Genomic DNA, 19,655 nt, shown 5'->3' on the forward strand with positions numbered 1-19,655 from the left:
TCCTAGTAGTTGTTCAAGACCGCCTTGAGCTCGCCATCCACTCGCAGGAACCACTGCACTCGCCAGCCGCCAGGCAACGCAAAGGAGTCACGATGAATGGCCAACACTGCGGTCTCGAATCGTCGATGCGAATCGTGACCCTCTGCGCCTGCTCCGTCTCTCCAGTGGTATCGAACCGTGTTTGCTGAACTAGTACCTAAAAGCTGAAGAAACCTCTGCGTAGCAATCGCAGGCGAGATGGCTCCAAAGTAGGCGACGGTTGGCCTTGCCCTACCGCAGACGGCAAGTGGCTCCTCTGGGCCAGGGTGCGGCAGTTCAGTAGCCTGGAAAGTGTGTTCAATGGATCTTGGAGGCTGCCCTTGGCCGGGTGGTATCAGATGGGATGTCAGCTCCAAGTGCAGAACCTTGTGTTTAAGTTCAACGAAGCTTTGCAGATCTAGAACCACCAAGCCCCCAAAAACGGGTCTGTAGGAGCGTTCCTTGCCCTTTCTGACACTGTCCACCAAGCTACGCAGCAACTCATGGTCAGTTTCAGGTTCCGTAAGACTTTCAGGGTTGTAGGCCCTCAAGGCCGAATCGATGAGTCTGAGCTTTCTTGCTGGCATCGGCTCGAACAACGCAACATTAAGCGCGTGGCGAACCAGTGTTCCCCATCGCCCGGTTGGCAGCGATCGCGATTCCCTTGCCCCATCTGCGACGAGGTTCTCAAGCTCATGCACTGTCGCAATGCTGTGTGGCTCGCAGAGACTCCGAAGTGTTGTTTCCACACGATCAAGCAAGGACTTGGACAAGGCGCCAACGCGATCCAAGGCACGCCAGTGCGACCGCATGCTGGAGGGCAGATAGGTGGGAGGTGGTAGACCCGACGGCGCGGGCGGGTTGTATGAGCTTTCCGGGAACCGCGTCTTGAGGGAAGCGACAACTTTCGACGCCGAATCAATGCCCAACTTGCTGGCACGTTCAGCGACTCGCAGGATAGTTGCCACGCGCCCAACATGGCTGCAGTTAATGAGCCCATCAGCCAAAGGTAAGTGAAGCTCAATGAGCTGCCACACCTCCGCGGGGCGTTCCCGTGAGAGTATGTCGAGCACCGCTGCGGCAATATCTGCTCTCGCCCTGTTCTCCATGGAAGCTGCCAGGCGAGCGAGCATGGGCAGCCATCCCGAGTCCCATCTGGCACACCACAGCACCATTGCGGCAGCACTGTCCCTGCGCTCCCAGGAAGGATGATCAATAGCCCAAAGCAGTAGCTCCTTCAACGCTTCGGTCGCACTCAAGGAAGCGTCTGAACCGATGTATGAGAAAGAGCCGGTCGATACAGCGCCGACCAGATGTCTGACGTGATCGATTGCGACCCTCAGCAGCTCGGTCTGCCCGGCTGGATCAAGTCGACTGCCGACCAGGCTGATGACGTGGTTAGCAACCATCCAACGCTGGTTGTACCTTTCACCTAGCAGAAGAGGACCATAGGCACGGGCAAGTTCATCGGCGCCTTGGATGTTGGCTGAGATGATTGCCTCCGCCTCCAGATGGGAGTGATTACTCGACCAGATGGACCATCCGCCGTCTTGAAGTGCGCTCAACGCGCCGATGCTGTCGCCTACTGCAGCGGCGGAGTTTCCCCTGGACGCATGCCGACGTGCAGAGGTGAGCCGCTCGCTGGCCTCTCGTAGAGCCGCCTTCTTTCCAAACGTTCCAGGCAAATAGAGTGCGTCCTCGTCCAACTCCTTCGCGGCACTGTCTCCGCTAAGCTCCTTGAGCTTCGGGGCCTCCGTCGCGGCCGCGTTCCGTGCAGCTAGCTCGCGCTTCACATCGAAGGTCGACTCAAGTAGCGAAACCTGGCCGGGCTCAAGCCTGGATTCACACCCGGCAAGGACTGCCTCCAGGTCCGGCCTGAGGGGGGGCGGCACAGTAGGCACAAGTGCCATCATCAGAAGCCACGCACGCTCATCGCTGAGCGAGGCAATGATCGATCTCAATCGACTCGTTGCCTGCGCCAAGTCATTTGGGCTTTCGGTCAACTCAGACAGTACGGAGCCAAACTCGCGCCCCCAATCCGGTAAGTGACGCTCGTCGCCACGAAGGAATACCTCCAGTAAAGCCCAGCGAACGCTCCAGTGCGCTACATCACGCACTTTTCGTAGCAATGCCAGCATGGCGGCTTGCTCCTCTAGAGCCGCCCCTGGAAAGCGCATACCGACGAGCGCAGAGATTCGATCAAGATTCCCAGTCGTGGCCTGCACATGCAGCTGCTCTCTCGTACCGCAGCTTTGGTGTTGAAAGTACATGACCGCGTCCGAGAAGCGCGAGCGGCGACACAATTCAGCAATGAATGAGCCTTTGTCCGCCCGCACGAACCGTTGGAAAGTCATCTCTCCCGAGGCACGCTCAAGCAGTCCAGCGATCTCCCGCAATGACTCCGAAGCCATCGAACCCGTGGCTGGGAGGGCTTCCAATGCGCCACTCATGAGGGATAGCTGATCCTCCTTGTACCAGCTCGGTCCCATGGAGAAGGACAAAACCATTCGGTAGGTTCTTTGCGCCTCTTCTACAGCCTCAAGATCCACAAGCATCGGGATAATTTGAAGCAGCTCTGGAACAAGCTCGAATCTGTTTTCAACGTTGGCACTGATGTAGTCTCGCCAGCGAACAATGAGCTCAAAGGTCTTGTCAGCCAGCGCACCAGTCGGCTTGCTGGGCACAACCAGGGCCAATACGCCGGCTAGCACGGCTCTGAATCCCTCGTTGTAAAGACCAAGCTGAGAGTCAAACTCCCGATCAAGGGTGTGAACGAGAACATCAACAGCGGAGGGCCTGCAGTCAAGAGCGAGCTTGACTAGGCGGGTATACAGCAGGGGAATGATCGCTTCTGGAATGAAGTAGCTGGAATCCCAGTGGCAACGAGCCCCAAGCTCTAGACCCAAAGCCGGCAGCAGCTTGTCTGTTGCGAAAGCCCAGACCTTGGCGCAACCGGCTTCGTCCTTGGCCGCAGCAGTTCGCCGAGCTTTGCCGTCACACCAAGCTATCGCTCGAGCAACGCTCTGGAGCCAGTCCTCCCAGCCGGCGGAGTCGGCAGAGAGTAAAGGCGGCTCCTCATGCCTAGAATCAAGAAAGTAAGCGGCACGAATACGGCGTAAGGCTTCCTCGAAACTTGATGTGTCCGGAACTGCGCGATTCCTCTTGGTGAGAGGAATCGAAGCGTCACTCAGATCCATACCCGCCGCGTAACTTGCGACAAGCTCAACACCTGCGCCTGACTCGATCAACGAGTCCAGAAGGTCGTCGCGTCGGTTCTCTGGTTCGAGTGGTGCTTCAATGACGCTCGCCACATCCTGCAAGAGAAGGTCAAGCTCACGCTGAGGCAGCGATATTGCATAGTGCCTTGCCTGTGCTTGAGCGTGGTCGACAATCTGTAGCAACATCAAAAGCATGTGGCTTGGATCGACGTCTGGTGGCAATCCGAGTTCTCTCACGGGTGTGTAGGCGCCCTCAAGAGTGAGCCTGGCGCCCGTCATATCGCCAATAAGGTTTCGAACAACTTCGGCCCGTTGTTCGGACTTGAGGTCCGACATTGGCAGGAAGCGTTCAACGACTGCCCGAAGCGTTCTCATGAACGACACATGTGCCCCTGCCGCATGCGCAAGGGAATGGCCGTGTAAGCGGAGCTTGATAGCGCTGAAGAAGTCTCCAACATTGATGCTTGTTCCAGGGGCGAGCCTTTCGAAGAATCCTCGGTCGAGCTCGCGCTGAAACAACTCAAGAAGTTCCAGCGCATCATCGTCATGACCGTGTCGAATCAAGACATTTGCGACCGCAAAGGCCTCATCGGGAGATAGGACTAGTCGACCATGACGAACAACATGTCGAAGCGCAACCTGAGGCTTACCAAGCGAGACCAGCGCACGGGCAACGAGCTCGGCGCACTGAACGAAAAGTACGTTGTAGCGAAAGCTCAGACGCTGCGACAACAACAGCAATCGGACAATCTCTGTTGCGGCGCCACACTTAGTAGCAACTTCCAGGGCGTCGTCTATGTCTGCCAGCAAGATATCGGGCTCCGTCCCGAGGACTACAGATCCATCAACCCACTCCTGGTCACAGGCACGCACACCCTCAAGCTTTGAGGTGCTGGGACCCCGCAGGCGGTGAAAGACCTTGTTCAGGACGCCGTAGTTACCGCTTTCGCTGCCGAAACAGAAGTCCGCGAGGCGGCTGTGTGTCGACTGCTCGACAGCCGCGGTCTTCAGAGCTATGAATTCGGAGAAAGACGCGTGATAGATGGCTGCATCTTCAGGCTTCTGAAGGAGATGACGAATCCGCGCAAGTGTTGAAGGTAAGGCGGCCACCTCAGAGGGCATGAGTAGACCAGCGAGGCTGGCGACTGGTATAGGTTGCCGGAGTCGAGCAATGAGGGCCAGTAGGTGAACAGCGTCGGCGCTTACCGTCAGGCCTGCCCAGATGGTTTCGTAGTAGTCCTCGATCTTTCCGCTGAAAGCCGGGAGATCGTCTATCTCCGACTGCTCAGCCCCCCCGTTGACTAACTCTGTCAGGTAACGCAGATATAGCGGGTGCCCCCTGGCGCGTTCGCAGAGTGCGGCCACAGTGCTCGGCTTCACCTTTTCTTGATCCAGAAGCTCAACACATAGATTGTGCTGAGCGGACTCGTCAAGCTGAGGAAGGGTCAGACGCTCTGCGCTCTGGAGGATGGGGCTCAAGCTGGCAGCGATTGAATCCAAGCCGACACCCGTTATCACCACCACCAAGCCTTCAGGCACAGACGAGGGCAGTAGTCCAACGAAGCGCCGCAAGGAGTCCTCCCCCGCTGCAACGGCCTCATTAATGCCGTCAATGAAGATGATCCCCTGCTTCTTGGCATTGCGCAGGTGCTGTCCCAGCGCATCAAGGAGCTTGTTCGTCCTTGTGACGAGCTCACTGTAGGGAAGATCCAGCAGCCTCGCTGGCCTACCTGTCAACTGCGTCGACAGAAGTGAGTTGACCCAATCAAAGAAAACTTCTGGCTGAGTTTGATACGCCGGCGTCAAACCCCGCAAATGTTCGGAGAAGTGATACACACCAAGTCGCTCGATGGTATCGGACTGCGGCGTGAACTCCCTGCAGTAGGTGGACTTGCCAATTCCGTGCGGACCATCAAGGAAAACATAACCACCACCAACCTTGGTTAGCGTTGACTCAAAGAGCTGGTCGAAGTCTGGGCGCTGGCCCATGGGCGTATCGCCTGGCTTTGTGATGGGCCCGTTGGCAAGAAGGCCGGAGGCTTCTAGAAACGGCTTTACTACGTGCAGGCTCAAAGCGCAGAGCGCGCTGTCCACATTCAGCCGGATCAGGCCCCTACAGGCCATTCCGACCATTAACGCAGAGCCTGACAACCCCTTGTAGTCCGACAGCTGCGTCTCTGCAGTGACGGACAGGTCAAGGTCGACTCCGTGCACACATTCAGACAAAGCCTGCTGCACCTCACCTTGTGCAACGTGGCCAATGCTGAGCTTCACCACGGGGTATCCGAAACATGACCACTTCTCGCCAGGACGAACAGGCTCTACGTTGAGGGGAACTGGTTCGATCTCAAGCGGCGCTGCAAGCAAGAGCACGCATACATCAAGGCTCTTGTCATGCGAGTCGATAACAACAGAGTGCTCAGAGGCCGACGCGCCTACGCCAAAGCGAACCGCCACCTTCTCACCTGCCGTATGCGCAGCCTCGACGCAGTGATAGGCGGTTAGGATTCGGTCCTTTGCGACAAGCCATCCCGTGCCTGATTCGTCTTTACCGACGACCTGGCAGGTTGCCAGTTTCACACCCTCCTCAGTCATTGTGTTTTGCATCCAATTGAAATCCAGTTGGTGTCTGCGATATGAACGCTGAATGGCGTACCTGATCTAGAGGCGTGTGCCCGCAGCCGCTGAGCGCCAGCTGTCTCATAGTTGAAAATTAATCGTCGTTCAAAGGGTGCGGGGCGATCCACGATCTCTGCGAGTACTTCGAAGTCTGGGTGGCCGTGACGACTACCATCTGTTGAAATCAGGAAACAGGGGGCATCAACAGTGGCGAGCATTTCTGGACTCGTGTTGTGGTAACTGCCGTGGTGCGCAACCTTAATCACGTCAAAGAGAATGGGGCCCGTTGCCGGCTTTGCGGCTTGCAGCCTTGCCACCGTGTCCTCAGCCCACGCATCCCCGAGGAATAGCGCCCGAACTCCTGCAGACGTGATGATGACTGCAATCGAGCTCCCATTCGCGGGGGACTGGTCCGGCGCATAGATGTCTGTTAGGCGCAAGTTGCTGTTCGCTGAAACCATCCGGGCTTTTGGTTCCTGAAGCTGCGGCAAAGTCGCACACCACATCTCGTACGCATCATCGAGAAGATCAGCTGACGCTTCACCTCCCTTGTATCCAAGCTTTGCAACCTCTTTTAGCCATACAGAACGCAGCGATTCAAGCCGGGCGCGACTCGGACCAACGACCTCCACCGAAACCTCCTCCGATAGGGCTAGAGGCTGCTGGTCTTGGCATATGCATGTCGTCCCATCACCTTCGTTCCAGCGGTAGCCGTACTGCCAAAGCAGTCTGGCTAGGGAACTCCCCTGGCGAGCGCTGATAGGCCCCTGCGCCGCGGGCCCACCGAACCCTCGCCTTCGAAGTGCCTCCAGGACGAGCTTGCCCTCCACGCCTTCCTCTCCGCTGGGCGGGAGCGGCATCGAGCGCAGGCTGTTGTGCCAGACCCTGTCGACAGCAACGATACGGTGTGGCTCAGGGCCATTTGAAGAGAAGAACTCTAGAAGGCCGCCAATGTGGTCAGCGTCGATGTGTGTGCAAACTACAAGGGCTAGTCGACTGCCGTCACGGCTAAGTGACGCAAGGTCCGTCTTCACGAAGTCCTGGAATGTGCTTGCAAAGCCGGCATCGATGAGAATGAATGCGCCAGCAGCCTCTACTAGGAACGAGTCACCGTTTCTCGCTGGGTACATTTTGATTCTTAGCATGTGAGGGCGTACGCAAGGAGCGCCGTTTGCAGTGTAGTAACAGTCATGCGATGCAGACAGGCCATGCCCGTGGGTGCGTAGGTACAGACGTAAAGAACATCAATCCTCGCGCAACTCAAAGGGGGCTCCGTGGCGCGGGCGAAGAGCCGAAGTTGTTCGGTCGCCCAGTATTATGATATGTTCTGCCATATCATATGTAAAAACATACTATTTTGCAATCAACACAGTAGCTAAGCCCCATGGCCCTTGAATCGCGTCAAGAACGGGAAATTCGAGTCGGTCGAATCCTTCTTTGGGAGGGGCGTGTCGGTCGTGCACGCCTGATCGCCGAGTTTGAGCTGAGCCCGATCCGGGCAAGCGAATGGCTACGCGACTTCCGCGAGTCCTACCCGACTTGGGGCGCCTGGGATCCCAAGCTCAAAGCGTATGTCGCCACCCACGCTGCTTATGTGGCCGTAGAGCGTGCGTCCACAGAACAGCCTGTTGCCGCGATGCTGGCCCCGTACCTGTCGGAAGAGGGCGGTGGCCAGATGTCGACGGACTGGAGCTTCACGCGCACGTCGCCGCAAGTCTTCTCGCGCATCAACCTGGCCATCACAGACAGGGTTCGGGTGAAGTTTTCCTATTGCTCGATGGGCAATCCCGAGCCGCATGAGCGAACCCTAGAGCCCCACTGCCTGATCAAGACTGGTCGGCGCTGGCACGTTCGCGGCTACTGCGTGGAGAAACAGGACTTCCGTGACTTCGTCCTGGGCCGCATGTCAAAGGTCAAGCTGCTGACCGACCCGAGCACAGCTGACCCCAGCGGCGATCGAACGTGGTCAACATTCGTGGAGGTGCGCATCGTCGCCCATCCCAAGTTGAGCGAGGCCCAGCAACTGGTTGTGCGCAACGAATACTTTAACGGAACAGCAGCCCGAGTCGAGAAATGCCGGGCAGCCCTGCTGAACTACCTGGTACAGGAGATCCGCGCTGCCACGGACGTCAATGTTCAACGGCCACCGGACTATCAGTTGGCCATCGAAAACATGGACGAATGCCGTCAATGGCTGTTCCAAGGCTGAGCACCATGAGCAGCACCACCCCCATCACAGACCAACTGAGCCTGGCTCGAACCCAGGAGCGATATCCGCCTCTGTTCAAGTCGTTGCCAGATCGGCTCTTTGGCCCCCTGGCATCGCAAAACCGCTTCCAGTATTGGAGCCTGCTCTGCGCGCTGTTTGCCAAACGCTTCGGCCCAGAGGCGGAGTTGCCCCCCAGCCATGGCTTTCCATCCAGGGACATCACCGGCGACATCGCAGATGAGCTGCAGTTTCAGGAGTGGAGCACCGAGGACGAGCTGAAAGACGTCACGCCTGCCACCCCGCTGGCCATCCGCGCGATCGCTGTCTTCAACCGCTTGCGCGATGCCGGTTGGCTGCGCGTTGACCGTGTCGGTGTGCGCGAAATGGTGACCATGCCGCCTGCCGTCGCCCAGTTCATGAATAGGCTGCTGGAGTTCGCCCAGACAGGCCCCGTCTTCGTCTCCGGCAAGATCCGAAGCATCGAGGTCAACGTCAAGCTCTTGCTTGACGAAGCCACAGACGGCGCATCGCTTCAGGAAGCGGCCAAGCAAACCCGGGCACTGCTGGAGCATGTGCGCATTGCAGGCACCAACGTGCGTGATCTTATGCGAGAGCTGGGAGACGTAGACGCCACCGGCGAGTTCGTGCGACGCTTCTTCAGCGACTACATCGAGCGAATGTTCATTGGTGACTACAAGGAGCTGCGCACCCGTGAGCATCCCCTGTCTCGTCGCCAGGAGATCCTCAAGGTCATCCATCAGATCCAGCAGACTCCTGAGATTCGAGATCGCCTGATCACCTGGTACCGGCATAAGCAAGCCAACGACGACCCCAAACGTGCCGAGGCGCTGTTCCAAAGGGACATCGGCAAGATCGAAGACCTGCGTCGAATCGACGAATACCTCGATCGGCTCGATGACGAGATCCGCAAGGCCAACAAGCTGGCCCTGGCATTCCTCGACTACCGCTTGCGGGGCACACGACCGCTCGATGAACTGGTCGGCCACGCCATCGACTCCGTCATCAAGCATGGCGCTGCGGCTGCCGAAGTCTTGCCCTGTGCGCCCTCGGAGATGATCGGCCCCGAGCGGCTGGCCAAGCCGAGGGTCTCGTCTCAACGTGCGGAGCCGGGAGAGCTGCGCAAGCAGGTGATGTCAGCAGAGCAGGAGGCCAGAAGCCGATTGCACCTTCTGGCGCGCGACCGACGCAATGTGAACATGCCCAAGCTCGCGGCCTTCGTGCGTGATCACCTGGGCGGCGCGAAGTCAATCGCCAGCACAGCACTGCCCGCCGACACCATCGAGTCGGTGCGTGCGCTTCAGGTCTTGCTCACGATTGCCAGCGCGAATGACTCGAACAGCCCATTGCTCAAAATGAATGCCAAGACGATGAGCAGTGGCTTCACGACGGTTAGAACCGACGATGAAGAGCTGGCGGGAGCAGGCATCACTCACATGCCCTTCGACATCGTGAGCACACGCAGAAATACTGAGGGAGCAAAGGGATGAGTTTCTGGACAAGTGCCGCCGAGACCACGGGCAATGCAGTCCTCGAAGAGGACTTTGAGGCCGCCGCCTATCGCCTGATCTCTGAGCAGATCCTGTACGCAGCCGACCGCGGCAGCAAGGTGGCCTATGGCCTGATCCGTGACTACCAAAAGGAGTTCAAGCGAGCCCTTGAGCCGTTTGGAATCACCCTCAAGGTCAACAGCCAGTTGCGCTACGTTTGCGCTATCCCACTGCACGCCAAGACGACACCTGTGACCGTGGATCAGACCCTTTTTGCCCTGGTTCTGCGGATCATCTTCGATGAGGAAACGCGAGCTGGCAACCACGACGAGAACGGGGAAGTCGCCGTCGATCTCGTCACGCTCGAAGTGAAGTACAAGCAGGCCACCGGAGGACGCGAGCTTGCGAGCTCCGGCAAGCTCAAGGAGCTGATGCAGTGGATGCGCCGCTGGGGCATTGCACGCATAGCTGTTGATGAAGCCTCGCCATTGGCGCGCGATGGGTACCAAAGCGAACAACCGTACATCGTGATCATTCGCCCGGGCATCGCCGATGTTCTCGGTGAGGCCGCGCTCGAGCGGCTTGCTCAGTTTTCTGCTCCAGCGGCTGATGTCGAAAACACGATTGCCGCCGATCAATTACCGGCTGACGGCAACCCAGATGAGGAAGGTGAAGCCTGATGAAACTGCTGGTCAAGATTCACCTGGTTCAGTTCTTCCTCTACGAGAAGAGGGAGGTGAGCATTGGGCAGTTCACCGGCGTCTTCGGGGCCAATGGCAGCGGCAAGTCCTCGCTGCTGGATGCCGTGCAAATCGTCATGCTGGGCGCCAACCAGAGCCGCGGCAGATCAGGCGTCTCGTTCAACGCGCAGGCAGATGAAGGTGGGCAAAACACGCGCTCCATTCGAAGCTACTGCCTGGGTCAGTATGGTGACTCGCCGGACGCGCGTGTGCGCCAAAACGCCACGTCCTACGTGACCCTGGTCTGGTATGACACGGTCACCAAGGAGTACATCTCAACTGGGGTGTGCATTGCTGCCAGCAGCGACCGCGACAAGCATGAGGTGCTGGGCCGCTACATTGCCCCGATCGCGCTGACCTTGAATGACCACCTCGAAAGCGCAGAAGGCATAGAGCGGCCGCGCGGTTGGAACACGTTCCGCCAGAGCCTGCAACACCGTGCCGGCAGGGACGAAGAGGTGCTCTTCCACGATTCCGACCGATTCATCAGCGCGATGCTGTTTGCGCTGCGTGGCTCGCGGGGGGCCGCAAGCCTGGATGCCTTCAGGCAGTCCTTCCGATTTGGGCTGCGCATGAAGTTCGACAAGAGCGTTGACGACATCGTGCGCAATCAGGTGCTGGAAGCCCGCCCGACCAACGTCAAGCGATTCCGTGAGGTGCTTCAGACCTTCCAGGATGTGTCAGCCCTAGTTCGTGAGATCGATGGAAAGCTCAAGGAAGCTGAGCTGATCGAGGCTGACTATGCCGAGGCTGATCGAAAGTATCGCCATGGTGTGACCCTCGCCGCTTTGGCGGAAGCCGCTGCACTAGAAGTTGCCAACGAGGAGTTGGCCAAGGCTGAGGAAGAGGAGGGCAATGCGTTTCAACGGCTCGATCGTGCCAGGGAGATGGAGCAGGCTGCTGCTCAGAAGGTGGACAACGCTGTAGCTCAGGAGCAGGAATGCACCGAGCGGCGTGACAAGCACGCATCACATGCCGACACGGCCCTCCTGCGAGAGCAGGTCGTGCAGGCAGAGGCGCGGATGAAGGATCGCCAGGCTGCATATCGGCGCACGCTGATGGCCATCAACAGTGCCCTCGATGTGAAGATTCCCGGCAAGCTGATCTCGAGGGGCGCCGAAGCGGTCAGCATGGCCCAGCGGGGCATGCAGATCCTGCTTGATGAGGAAAGGGCGCCCAACCGAGAGGACATCGAGCGGCACATACGGGCTGCTCTGCGTGCAGTGAAGGGCTTGTCAGACGAGATCTTCAAGGAGATGCAAGATCTCGGCAGCGAAATCTCACGCGTTGAGGCTGAGCTTCAAGGGATGCGCGAGAACCAGGAGCGCATCTCCAAAGGCAAGCCGCCACTTGACAGGAAGGTTTCCGATCTCAAGCGCGCGTTGGCCGATGAAGGCATTGATGCCACGCCCGTGTGCGACATGGTTCGAGTCGAAGATCCGCTGTGGCAGCCAGTAATCGAGTCGTACCTGGGTTCGTCGAACTTGCAGGCCCTGGTGATCGAAGGTGATGCGGCGAGCGAGCGCAAGGCATTTGCCATCGCCCGTGGCCTACGCATCTTCGGCGCCAAGGTCGTCATGCCCAGCAAATTCACCTCTCGTCCCAGCCCTAAGCGCGGGACAGTCGCAGAACTGATCGCTGGCAACAATGCGGCTGCTGTGAACTACTTGCGCCACAAGCTAGGAGAGACCTTCTGCGCCGACACCGAAGATGAGTGCTTCTCGCACCGCTTTGCGCTGACAAAGGACGGCATGTTCGTGTCGGATGGCGAATTCTCGCGATTTCAGCCGACTGATCCGGTGTTCTTCAAGATCGGCCCGACCTCAACAGCAACTCGTACCGCCATTGCCGATGAGATCCGACGACTGGAGACCCGCGTTTCTGATCTAAAGAAGGCGTATGACGACACCAAACGCGTACTTGGCCTGGTCTCCAATTTCTCCGGTAACGAGAACGAGAAGGTTCAGTCGCTGCTTGAAGAGTTTGACCGTGCCGGGATGGAGGTCGAGAATCATCGGGCTCTGGTCGCTCGTCTCGTGTCCTTGGACACAGAGGAGTACCGGCTGCTTGTCGAGGCCGTCAAGCAGGCCAAGCAAGCCGTCGAGGAACTGCGTGCAAAGCATCTGCAGGCAGCGACAGCAGTGGGGGGTGCCGGAACTGATCTCTTACAGCGGCAGAGCTTCACCGCGAAGTGCGCTTCCTGGGTGACCCAACAGACTGATATCGCCGATCGTGCCCGCCAGCAAGAGGGGTTCGACGCTGACTATGCGTCTGAGCAATGGGAGAAGCTGCTCACCCGCAATGACCTGGCGTTCCGAGAGGCTGAGGCCGAACTCAAGCGCCGTGCGCGTGAGGCACACGATCTGTCGCGCCGTAAGGCCGATAGTGGCGGAGCTCGTCTAGGCGCGTTCACCCAGAAGTACCAAGAGTTCTTGCCTTCAGAAGCCCGTGGTGACTGGCGCCTATCACGCGCCTGGCTGACCGCGCGGGTTGAAAAGCTGAGCTCAACCCGGCTCAATGAATACAAGCCTCAAATGGAGGCCGCCCTTCTCACGGCGCAGAACACCTTCCGCAACGACGTCGCTGTGGCCCAGAAGGAGAACCTCGACTGGCTGAGCGACACCATGGATCGCATGAACGCGGCCTTGCGCTCGGCGCCCACCTTCACCAACGGCGAGAGGTATCGCTTTCAACGCACGGTGCGCCCGGCATATGCCAACCTGCTGAAGTTCATCAAGGACGTGGCCGACTATGGTCCCGGCGACGACCTGTTCGGTGGCGCGGGCGAGATGCCGCCGGAATTCGCCGAGCTCATCCGCGAAAAGTCGGTGCCAGGATCGGCTGCCATCAAGTCCCCATTGGACGACTACCGCGAATATTTCGACTTCGACGTTGAGGTCTTGCGCGAAGCGGCTGATGGCAGCCTCAAGCATGTAGGCTGGCTCAGCAAGCGCGTGGGCTCAGGCTCGGGCGGCGAGCACAGAGCTCCGCTCTATGTGATCGCAGGCGCTGCCATGGCCTCGGCCTATCGCCTGGAGCGGGGCGACGAGTCAGGCATCCGGCTCCTGGTCGTTGACGAGGCCTTCATCAAGATGGACGGGCGCAACATCGTTGCGATCATGCGCTACTTCGAGGAACTGGGCTTGCAGGTCTTCATGGCCAGCACTGGGGACGCCCTAGGGACGCTCACGGCTTTCTTGCATCGCTACTACGACATCATGCGAGACGCCGAGAGCAATGTGGTGCTTCTCGAGGGCCACGATGTCGACGAGTCGGTTCGCCAGATGTTCAGAGCCGATTGGCCCGAGTTGAACCCGGAGTTGCTCGCCAACGAGATCGCCAGGCAGTATCAGTCTCCTAGCAACTTGCTGCCAGAGATCGGTGGAGTCATCGCGTCATGACGAGCGCAGCGAACCAGGGGAGCAAGTCCGGGCTGGATACATTGGCGAGGAAGTCCCTTGAAACTCTACTGAAGAGGGCCAATCGGCATGCGGCCGGTATATCCGGTCGTGCTCCTGCGCTGACCTCAAAGGATTTGAGTGAGTACCATGCGCTGCGGGTGCTCAAGCAGATGGAGGACTTCGACGCAACGATGCTGTATTGCCAGGCTGAAGGCGCGATCCAGATTCACCGGCCTCGTCAAAACCCACATGGCCAGATAGAACGCATTGACCTGGTCGACGGGGGCAGGCTTGCCAGCCTGCTAGGGTTGATTCCCCATGCTCAGCGCGTGGAGGGTGCTCGCCAGATCCTGCAGGGATTCTTGGATGACTTCCCTGTGTTGCAGGACGTGATCTCCAAGTGGAGTCTCATGAAGCAGGTCCGAGGCAGCAGCCCGGAGGATTCACCGAGCTGGGTTGCCGCTTGCCAGGTGATCGCGCACTGCCGCAACCAGGTGGCCCTTGGTGTTGCTGAGATGCCGGTGCGTGATGTCAGTGCGCGGCTTTTCAAGGACAGCAAGCGTGTCGAGGCATTGATTCCGCTGCTTGATGCTTTGCTCTGCACCAGCATTGAGGATCAGGCTCGGCCGGACACAGAGGTCATGCAGGAGCTTGGGCTCTACAGAGAGGAGCAGCCCGCGCGCTTGGCTGGCAATGTCGTTATCCGCAGAGAACGCGGAGAGTTTCCGCTGGATCGGCCCTACTGCGCTTTGCCGCCAACGACGGTATTGGGCGTTGGCGGGGCTGCGCCGAGCAGGGTGCTCTCGATCGAGAACCTGACCACCTTCCACGTTACCGCCAGGAAACTGGCTGACACCGACACGCTGGTGCTCTATACGGCCGGGATGCCCTCACCCGCCTGGAGGGCCATGTACGTGCGGCTGCTTTCCAGCTTGCAGTCTGGCCTGGCGGTGTGCCATTGGGGGGATGTGGATGAAGGCGGGTTCCGGATCGCTGCGCATCTGAGCCGCGCGGCCACGGAAGCAGGGCATGTCTTGCAGCCATGGTTGATGCGTCCGTCCGAGGTCCCCGCCGCCCAACAGCGCCCGGCTCCCCCAGCGGTCGTGGATCGGATGGTTATCTATGCCAATGCTGCCGGGTGGAGTGATCTGGCCAAGGAGATAGCAGACATCCGGATCGTTGCCGAGCAAGAAGGGTGAAACGCTGAGCTGATTCGGGTGGCGCGGTTGTTCACAAACCGGCAGCGGCCGACTATTCATCCCCATTCACTTCGTTCTTCAGGGAGCTTTTGTTGAGGTTTTCCATCCATTGAATAGTGCCCAGTCGGCCAGCTAACAGCGCGGGCAAGTACACATCGGCATCCAGCTCTGGGAAGTGCAAACCCAAGCCAGAAGGCGAGAGCTCGCAGCTCTGTAGTTGACACGGCTGCGCGTTTTCCAAGCCTTGAATTTTGTCGGGGTTGAGCTGCAGCGTGTGGCCGTCGCTGAACCTGATAACCAGAATATGGCGCTGCTCGTCGTAGCGTGCTGATGTTGCCGTCGGTGTTCCTGACATGGCATGGCCGTTGTCAGATGAAGCCACCAAGCCAGCGCTCAAGTCGCCTCTGCAATCCTGTACCAGCCTGCGAATGCCTGCGAGTGCGTCTTCGGGCGTCGGTGCAAGCCATGAAAGCGACGGGAACTCGGCACAGAGCCCCACGTACTCCTGATCTTCTTCTGACCACGAGACTGAGTACGCGGGGGCGTCTGCTGGATTTAGCTGGGGCATGGCGTCACCTTTTAGAACTCATTCAGCTCGTCGAAAGGCAAGGTCGAACGGGCATCGGCAATCAGCTCATCGGACTGATGAATTCCGATGAGTTCATAGCCGCCAGAATCGGCCAAGTAGCCAACGCCAAGATGCAAAGGCACCTGCCGTGCCACCGCGTAGGCCGCTGTCACTGAGCCCTCACTGCCGTACTCATGGCCGTCAAATGCTCTGGCCATCAGGCCGAGTGCCTTTGCGTCAAGGCTGGTCTGCGCACGCAAAAACAGAATGAACTGCTGCTGATGGTTCGCCAAGTCCGCCCGCAGGATTGCAGAGCGCCCATCTGGCACCTCAATGCCCAGCACATAAGCCAGGTCGTCCTTCTCGACGAACAGCACGCTTGGAAAGAGCTTACAGAACTGCCCTTTGCGCACCGCCTTCACGTCTGCTGACCAGACGTCTCCTCTCCCACCGGGTAACGTGCCCAGATGACGCGGTGTTTTGACGCCGAACGTAATCGACGCATGAGCGACGTTTTCAAGTAAGTGAGGCATCGGGTTCCCCCACGGAACAAGCAACGGGATGCCATCGCGGCGAATTGCATGGATGGCGCACTGAGTGGCATTCTAGCGTGATGCTACTTATAGTCTGTAGACCTATAGTCATCAAAAAAGCAATCTCGCGGGTGATGTCATCCGCCCGCAAAACAGCCGAATCTGCCAGGCAACGCTTTGCCAGACTGCTCAAGACAGCACGTCTGGCCCAAGGTATTAGCCAGGAGGCGTTGGCTGAACTAGCTGGGCTACACCGTACATACGTCGGCTCCGTTGAACGAGGCGAACGGAACATCGCGGTTGACAACATGGAGGCGCTTGCGAAGGCCCTGGAGTTGGACATCAGTGATCTGTTGCGACCGGATGCAACGCAGGCATAGCCGCTGTCCACCAACCAAGCGCCACATACGGCCAATTTCGAACGGACCGCGCCGCTCATGACGGGTTTGTGCCAACCGGCGCGACTTGGACCCCTAACCTCGCGAGATCACGCCTCAGGAGAAAGTACTGCCTGACGCCGTCGACACTGGGCCCGCAGACTGGTCGTCCTTCCAGTTGGGCTAGTAAAGCCTTGGGCGAGCGCTTGACAGCAGCAGCAACCGCACTCAGGGAGATATAGGTCTCCCCGAAGCGTCTCACCTCGTCTCGATGGACTCGCCTGCCACTTTGTCCATCATCCTCTTGCGCCAGTAGCAGCCCCCTTCGCACCAGCTGATAGCCCACTTGCTGCTTCACCCCCAGCATCCGAGCTGCCACGTCAATAGAAAGCCAGTCTCTGCACTGCTGCACCATGCTTGCGCGCCAAGCAGATGCGGTATCTCGCTCAAGCAGAAAGCCACTCAGGCCGTCTCGACTTGTATCGAGACCACGGACACGGACTACAGCCGACTGGACGGCGATCAGTAGTTTGGCGAACTCACCTTCCTGTAGCCGCCAACACTTGAGGATTTGATGGATGCTGACCGTTTGATTGCCGGCACTCTCCTCAGATCGGATCTGCATACGGCATCTCTCCAACAGCTCGCAAACTTCGATGCGCGAAAGCATCCACGGACGTGAGCCACCATTCGACCGGATATGCGCTGTCAACGTGCGCGCATCGACAAGCTCTCGGACTCGGCTTTTGGCGATTCCGAGAAGCCTCGCTGCAGTCTGAAGGTCGACGGCGTCCTCAACGTACTCAGCGATTGTGGCGATCTCAGAGACGGGCACTGACCATGCGGACCTGCCGGATGGGAGCTCCACAACATCAGCAGCAACAAGGCCCGCCAAATGGAGTTGCTTGACCGTGGCGGGCCCTGTGCCTGCAGCGGTGGCTGTGGCGCTTACGGTAGAGCGTCCATGTGACGCCTTGGTGCCATTCCTCAGGTTGCGATTGCGTCGGCAGATCAACCCCCACCAATGTTCATTCAGATAGGCCTCAAAAGCATCTCGCAGGAACTGGAAGCAAGGGGCTTCTAGATAAGCGTACAGCCACTTATAGATGCGTCCGTACGTCCTCGAAATGCTCAGGCTCGTACCTTTTACAGCTTGGTGTTGAGCCAGCAAAGAATGAAAGCCATGCGGCCAATCACACAACAGCTGTCCAAGCGCCTCGCTTTGTCGAGCGGACTTCTCAACACGATCTAGGCCAGCAACCTGTCCGGTCGCTCTTGCACGCTGAGCATCAGTGATCTGCTCGGCGATCCGCAACAGCTCGATCCAGCCATTCGCAGAAAGCCCAAACCCAGCATCTGATAAGCCACGCTGCAGGCTATCGTTCAAGCACCCCTGCACGTACGCGAGTGCATTACTGCCAGGCTCGGCAGATCCATGTGCCAACTGGTAACCGCAGGCGCAGCTTGAGAGGCACGATCGCTCCAACCGCTGAACCGATCCGCAACCAGGGCACGCGTCCAGTAATCTGACCCGGTGGACATCGCACCAGCACACAAGCTTGATTGACCACTGGAACCGCAAATGCATGGACTCGCTGAGACATTGCGGACACCACCGCATCACCTCCAGGGTGAAATCAGCCCGCGAAAGGCCCAAGGGCAAAAGATCCACCTCCTTGCAGTGGCGAAGCCATGGCCCCTTCAGGTGCTGCCATTCAATGTCGCTCAAGCCTAGACATTTCTGGAGCACGTTTGGACCAGCGCCGTAACGGCTGACGATGGCAGCCCAGAGCGCTCGGGGTGATTCGGTCCCCAACCGTTCCGACAGTCTCGCCATGTAGCCCGCAGGCAGTTCATCATGCACGGGACGAGGTCGTAAGGGCAGAAGTCTGAACTCCGCTTCAAGCGCGTCGCTGTGACTCATTGGGTACTGGCCGCCAAAGCGCGGTTGCACAGGTAGTCAAAACGACAGGCCTGCATGATGGTCACCCCAGCCAGTTGATCAGACACCTGACTCAGAAGCCGGACCGGATCATCTATCGGGTCCACATACCGTTCTGGCCACTCCCACGCGATCGGAAGGAATGCGGACACGGAAAGCTCTGCCCATGATGCGTCCAAGAAGCGATTAACGATTGACCAGTGTGGCCGGATTGATCGACCGAACCGCCTGTCGCGTTGGACGTTCTTCCGAGCCGCCAACTGCTTTGCGACGCGCGGATCCATCGGCTCGTACGCGTCAAACAGTCTCCTCCACCAATCGCTGAAAACCTTGAGCCGCTCCTGCCTCTCTTCGTGATTGATGACAGGATTCAAGACCACCAGGTTGCCACGTTCAACGGGCAACAACAGCGCCGACATCCGGCGCTGAACAAGACGCCTAAGTTCTGGATCCGCCCTCCGCTCCGCTTCTACAGTTTTGTACCAGCCAAGAAGCTCAGTGAATGCCAGAGGCGGAGTCAACTCAATGCAGAGCTCGGCATGTTTCGATGCGAAAGATCGCTCGACGCGCGTCAGACTCCTCAATAAGGTCGCGGGCCATCGACTGGTTAACCGCGCGATCATGATGTCGAGGTCGAACTTAGTGCCGCTTGAAGCGGCATCCCAGCTGTACATCGGCCTGCAGAGCGCGCCCAAGAGCGATATCGTTCGGTACGGCGTTGTCGCAGCAGACCGCCCCGCTGGTGACGCCAGCCCCGCTTTCATGTACTCGTGAAAGCCTTTGACGACGAACCTGTCGAGATGCGCACGAGTCGGCACGCATGGCTTGCTGGTCAACATCCGCAGATCCTGGCCACAGCGGCAATGCCATGCGGGCTGAAGCGACCGCCATGAGAGCTTGGTTCCACACTCACATTTCGACAGCAGTTCGCACCCGTGATCCAGGCAAATCAGGACAAGAGGAAGCTCCCAGAGCCAGCGATGGTGTTCATGCAACTTGAGGCACTGCGGACAGAACCTCAGATGCAAGTAGCTGAACTCAGCCTGAGTCGCGACTTTTGTTCTTCGGGACGAAACCGCTGCATGATTCAAATTCCAAACCTCTCGATCTGGACGCAGCCGATCACCTGCAATCCTTTGCACGGTTGTCCAGGCTTCATTCAAGGACTCCTCATCAATGGGGCGATAGATGCATTGGAGGCTGCGATGAAGCGCGTCTGGCATGCGGTGGCCATTGGTGTCAAAGTACCTGTAAAAGTACCCTGCGAGGCTCTCTCCTTCCAACTTACTTGGCCGTAAAGGAAACTGCTCCAGCTGAATCATG

12 protein-coding genes and 2 pseudogenes are annotated in these 19,655 nt (G+C 58.6%); 6 read left to right on the plus strand and 8 right to left on the minus strand.

The window, feature by feature from the left end:
• Positions 1 to 2 precede the first annotated feature (2 nt).
• Together avs1b and avs1a are read right to left on the minus strand one after the other, a co-directional pair.
• Positions 3 to 5,816, minus strand: coding sequence for an AVAST type 1 anti-phage system protease Avs1b (avs1b, locus tag ACE3PH_RS00435; RefSeq protein ID WP_374315369.1), 5,814 nt, complete (start codon positions 5,814 to 5,816; stop codon positions 3 to 5).
• An 11-nt stretch (positions 5,817 to 5,827) separates the two neighbouring features.
• On the minus strand, positions 5,828 to 7,000 hold the full coding sequence (gene avs1a, locus ACE3PH_RS00440) for an AVAST type 1 anti-phage system MBL fold metallo-hydrolase Avs1a (RefSeq protein ID WP_374315371.1): 1,173 nt from the start codon (positions 6,998 to 7,000) through the stop codon (positions 5,828 to 5,830).
• A gap of 239 nt (positions 7,001 to 7,239) precedes the next feature.
• Here avs1a and ACE3PH_RS00445 point away from each other — a divergent pair, with 239 nt between their 5' ends.
• Genes ACE3PH_RS00445 through ACE3PH_RS00465 form a run of 5 tightly spaced genes read left to right on the plus strand, consistent with a single transcriptional unit; the run spans position 7,240 to position 14,912 of the window.
• The gene (locus tag ACE3PH_RS00445) at positions 7,240 to 8,064 is read left to right on the plus strand and encodes a helix-turn-helix transcriptional regulator (RefSeq protein ID WP_374315373.1); all 825 of its coding nucleotides are present in this window, start codon (positions 7,240 to 7,242) and stop codon (positions 8,062 to 8,064) included.
• 5 nt (positions 8,065 to 8,069) lie between these two features.
• Positions 8,070 to 9,572 (plus strand): Wadjet anti-phage system protein JetA family protein, encoded by a 1,503-nt coding sequence (locus tag ACE3PH_RS00450; protein ID WP_374315375.1) that lies wholly within the window; start codon positions 8,070 to 8,072, stop codon positions 9,570 to 9,572.
• Positions 9,569 to 10,252 carry a DUF4194 domain-containing protein gene (locus ACE3PH_RS00455; RefSeq protein ID WP_374315377.1) on the plus strand — a complete coding sequence of 228 codons (684 nt, stop codon included), beginning with the start codon at positions 9,569 to 9,571 and terminating at the stop codon, positions 10,250 to 10,252. Before ACE3PH_RS00450 ends, ACE3PH_RS00455 begins: the two co-directional genes overlap by 4 nt.
• On the plus strand, positions 10,252 to 13,713 hold the full coding sequence (locus ACE3PH_RS00460) for an SbcC/MukB-like Walker B domain-containing protein (RefSeq protein ID WP_374315379.1): 3,462 nt from the start codon (positions 10,252 to 10,254) through the stop codon (positions 13,711 to 13,713). The genes ACE3PH_RS00455 and ACE3PH_RS00460 overlap by 1 nt, the downstream gene beginning before the upstream one ends.
• A complete protein-coding gene (locus ACE3PH_RS00465) occupies positions 13,710 to 14,912 on the plus strand; it encodes a Wadjet anti-phage system protein JetD domain-containing protein (protein ID WP_374315381.1) in 1,203 nt (400 codons plus the stop codon). The genes ACE3PH_RS00460 and ACE3PH_RS00465 overlap by 4 nt, the downstream gene beginning before the upstream one ends.
• A 52-nt stretch (positions 14,913 to 14,964) precedes the next feature.
• On the opposite strand, the gene ACE3PH_RS00470 is transcribed toward ACE3PH_RS00465, so the two are convergent.
• The 3 genes and pseudogenes from ACE3PH_RS00470 to ACE3PH_RS00480 form a co-directional block, all read right to left on the minus strand.
• Positions 14,965 to 15,267, minus strand: coding sequence for a DUF2442 domain-containing protein (locus ACE3PH_RS00470; protein ID WP_374316207.1), 303 nt, complete (start codon positions 15,265 to 15,267; stop codon positions 14,965 to 14,967).
• A gap of 33 nt (positions 15,268 to 15,300) precedes the next feature.
• Positions 15,301 to 15,480 (minus strand): annotated as a pseudogene (locus ACE3PH_RS00475) (hypothetical protein); the annotation flags it as partial.
• A gap of 11 nt (positions 15,481 to 15,491) precedes the next feature.
• Positions 15,492 to 16,013: a hypothetical protein gene (locus ACE3PH_RS00480; RefSeq protein WP_374315383.1), complete on the minus strand. Its 522-nt coding sequence runs from the start codon at positions 16,011 to 16,013 to the stop codon at positions 15,492 to 15,494.
• 134 nt (positions 16,014 to 16,147) lie between these two features.
• Between ACE3PH_RS00480 and ACE3PH_RS00485 the strand changes: the two genes are divergently transcribed.
• Positions 16,148 to 16,393, plus strand: a complete 246-nt coding sequence (locus tag ACE3PH_RS00485) for a helix-turn-helix domain-containing protein (protein WP_374315385.1) — start codon at positions 16,148 to 16,150, stop codon at positions 16,391 to 16,393.
• 55 nt (positions 16,394 to 16,448) lie between these two features.
• Here ACE3PH_RS00485 and ACE3PH_RS00490 read toward each other — a convergent pair whose 3' ends face one another.
• The 3 genes and pseudogenes from ACE3PH_RS00490 to ACE3PH_RS00500 form a co-directional block, all read right to left on the minus strand.
• On the minus strand, positions 16,449 to 17,777 hold the full coding sequence (locus ACE3PH_RS00490) for a hypothetical protein (protein WP_374316237.1): 1,329 nt from the start codon (positions 17,775 to 17,777) through the stop codon (positions 16,449 to 16,451).
• Between the two features lie 147 nt (positions 17,778 to 17,924).
• A pseudogene (locus tag ACE3PH_RS00495) lies at positions 17,925 to 18,314 on the minus strand (TniQ family protein); the annotation flags it as partial.
• On the minus strand, positions 18,311 to 19,654 hold the full coding sequence (locus ACE3PH_RS00500; RefSeq protein WP_374315387.1) for a TniQ family protein: 1,344 nt from the start codon (positions 19,652 to 19,654) through the stop codon (positions 18,311 to 18,313). The pseudogene ACE3PH_RS00495 and the gene ACE3PH_RS00500, both read right to left, overlap by 4 nt.
• Between the last annotated feature and the right edge of the window lies 1 nt (position 19,655).

Origin of the sequence: Aquabacterium sp., from assembly GCF_041909175.1 — a bacterium.
In the GTDB taxonomy this organism is placed as follows: domain Bacteria; phylum Pseudomonadota; class Gammaproteobacteria; order Burkholderiales; family Burkholderiaceae_C; genus Aquabacterium.

Excerpts from the sequence above, each read along its gene's own strand:
- ACE3PH_RS00455 (WP_374315377.1), top strand. The coding sequence starts at position 9,569 with ATGAGTTTCTGGACAAGTGCCGCCGAGACCACGGGCAATGCAGTCCTC.
- ACE3PH_RS00500 (WP_374315387.1), bottom strand. The coding sequence starts at position 19,654 with ATGATTCAGCTGGAGCAGTTTCCTTTACGGCCAAGTAAGTTGGAAGGA.
- ACE3PH_RS00465 (WP_374315381.1), top strand. The coding sequence starts at position 13,710 with ATGACGAGCGCAGCGAACCAGGGGAGCAAGTCCGGGCTGGATACATTG.
- ACE3PH_RS00480 (WP_374315383.1), bottom strand. The coding sequence starts at position 16,013 with ATGCCTCACTTACTTGAAAACGTCGCTCATGCGTCGATTACGTTCGGC.
- ACE3PH_RS00445 (WP_374315373.1), top strand. The coding sequence starts at position 7,240 with ATGGCCCTTGAATCGCGTCAAGAACGGGAAATTCGAGTCGGTCGAATC.
- avs1a (WP_374315371.1), bottom strand. The coding sequence starts at position 7,000 with ATGCTAAGAATCAAAATGTACCCAGCGAGAAACGGTGACTCGTTCCTA.
- ACE3PH_RS00485 (WP_374315385.1), top strand. The coding sequence starts at position 16,148 with ATGTCATCCGCCCGCAAAACAGCCGAATCTGCCAGGCAACGCTTTGCC.
- ACE3PH_RS00450 (WP_374315375.1), top strand. The coding sequence starts at position 8,070 with ATGAGCAGCACCACCCCCATCACAGACCAACTGAGCCTGGCTCGAACC.
- ACE3PH_RS00470 (WP_374316207.1), bottom strand. The coding sequence starts at position 15,267 with ATGTCAGGAACACCGACGGCAACATCAGCACGCTACGACGAGCAGCGC.
- ACE3PH_RS00460 (WP_374315379.1), top strand. The coding sequence starts at position 10,252 with ATGAAACTGCTGGTCAAGATTCACCTGGTTCAGTTCTTCCTCTACGAG.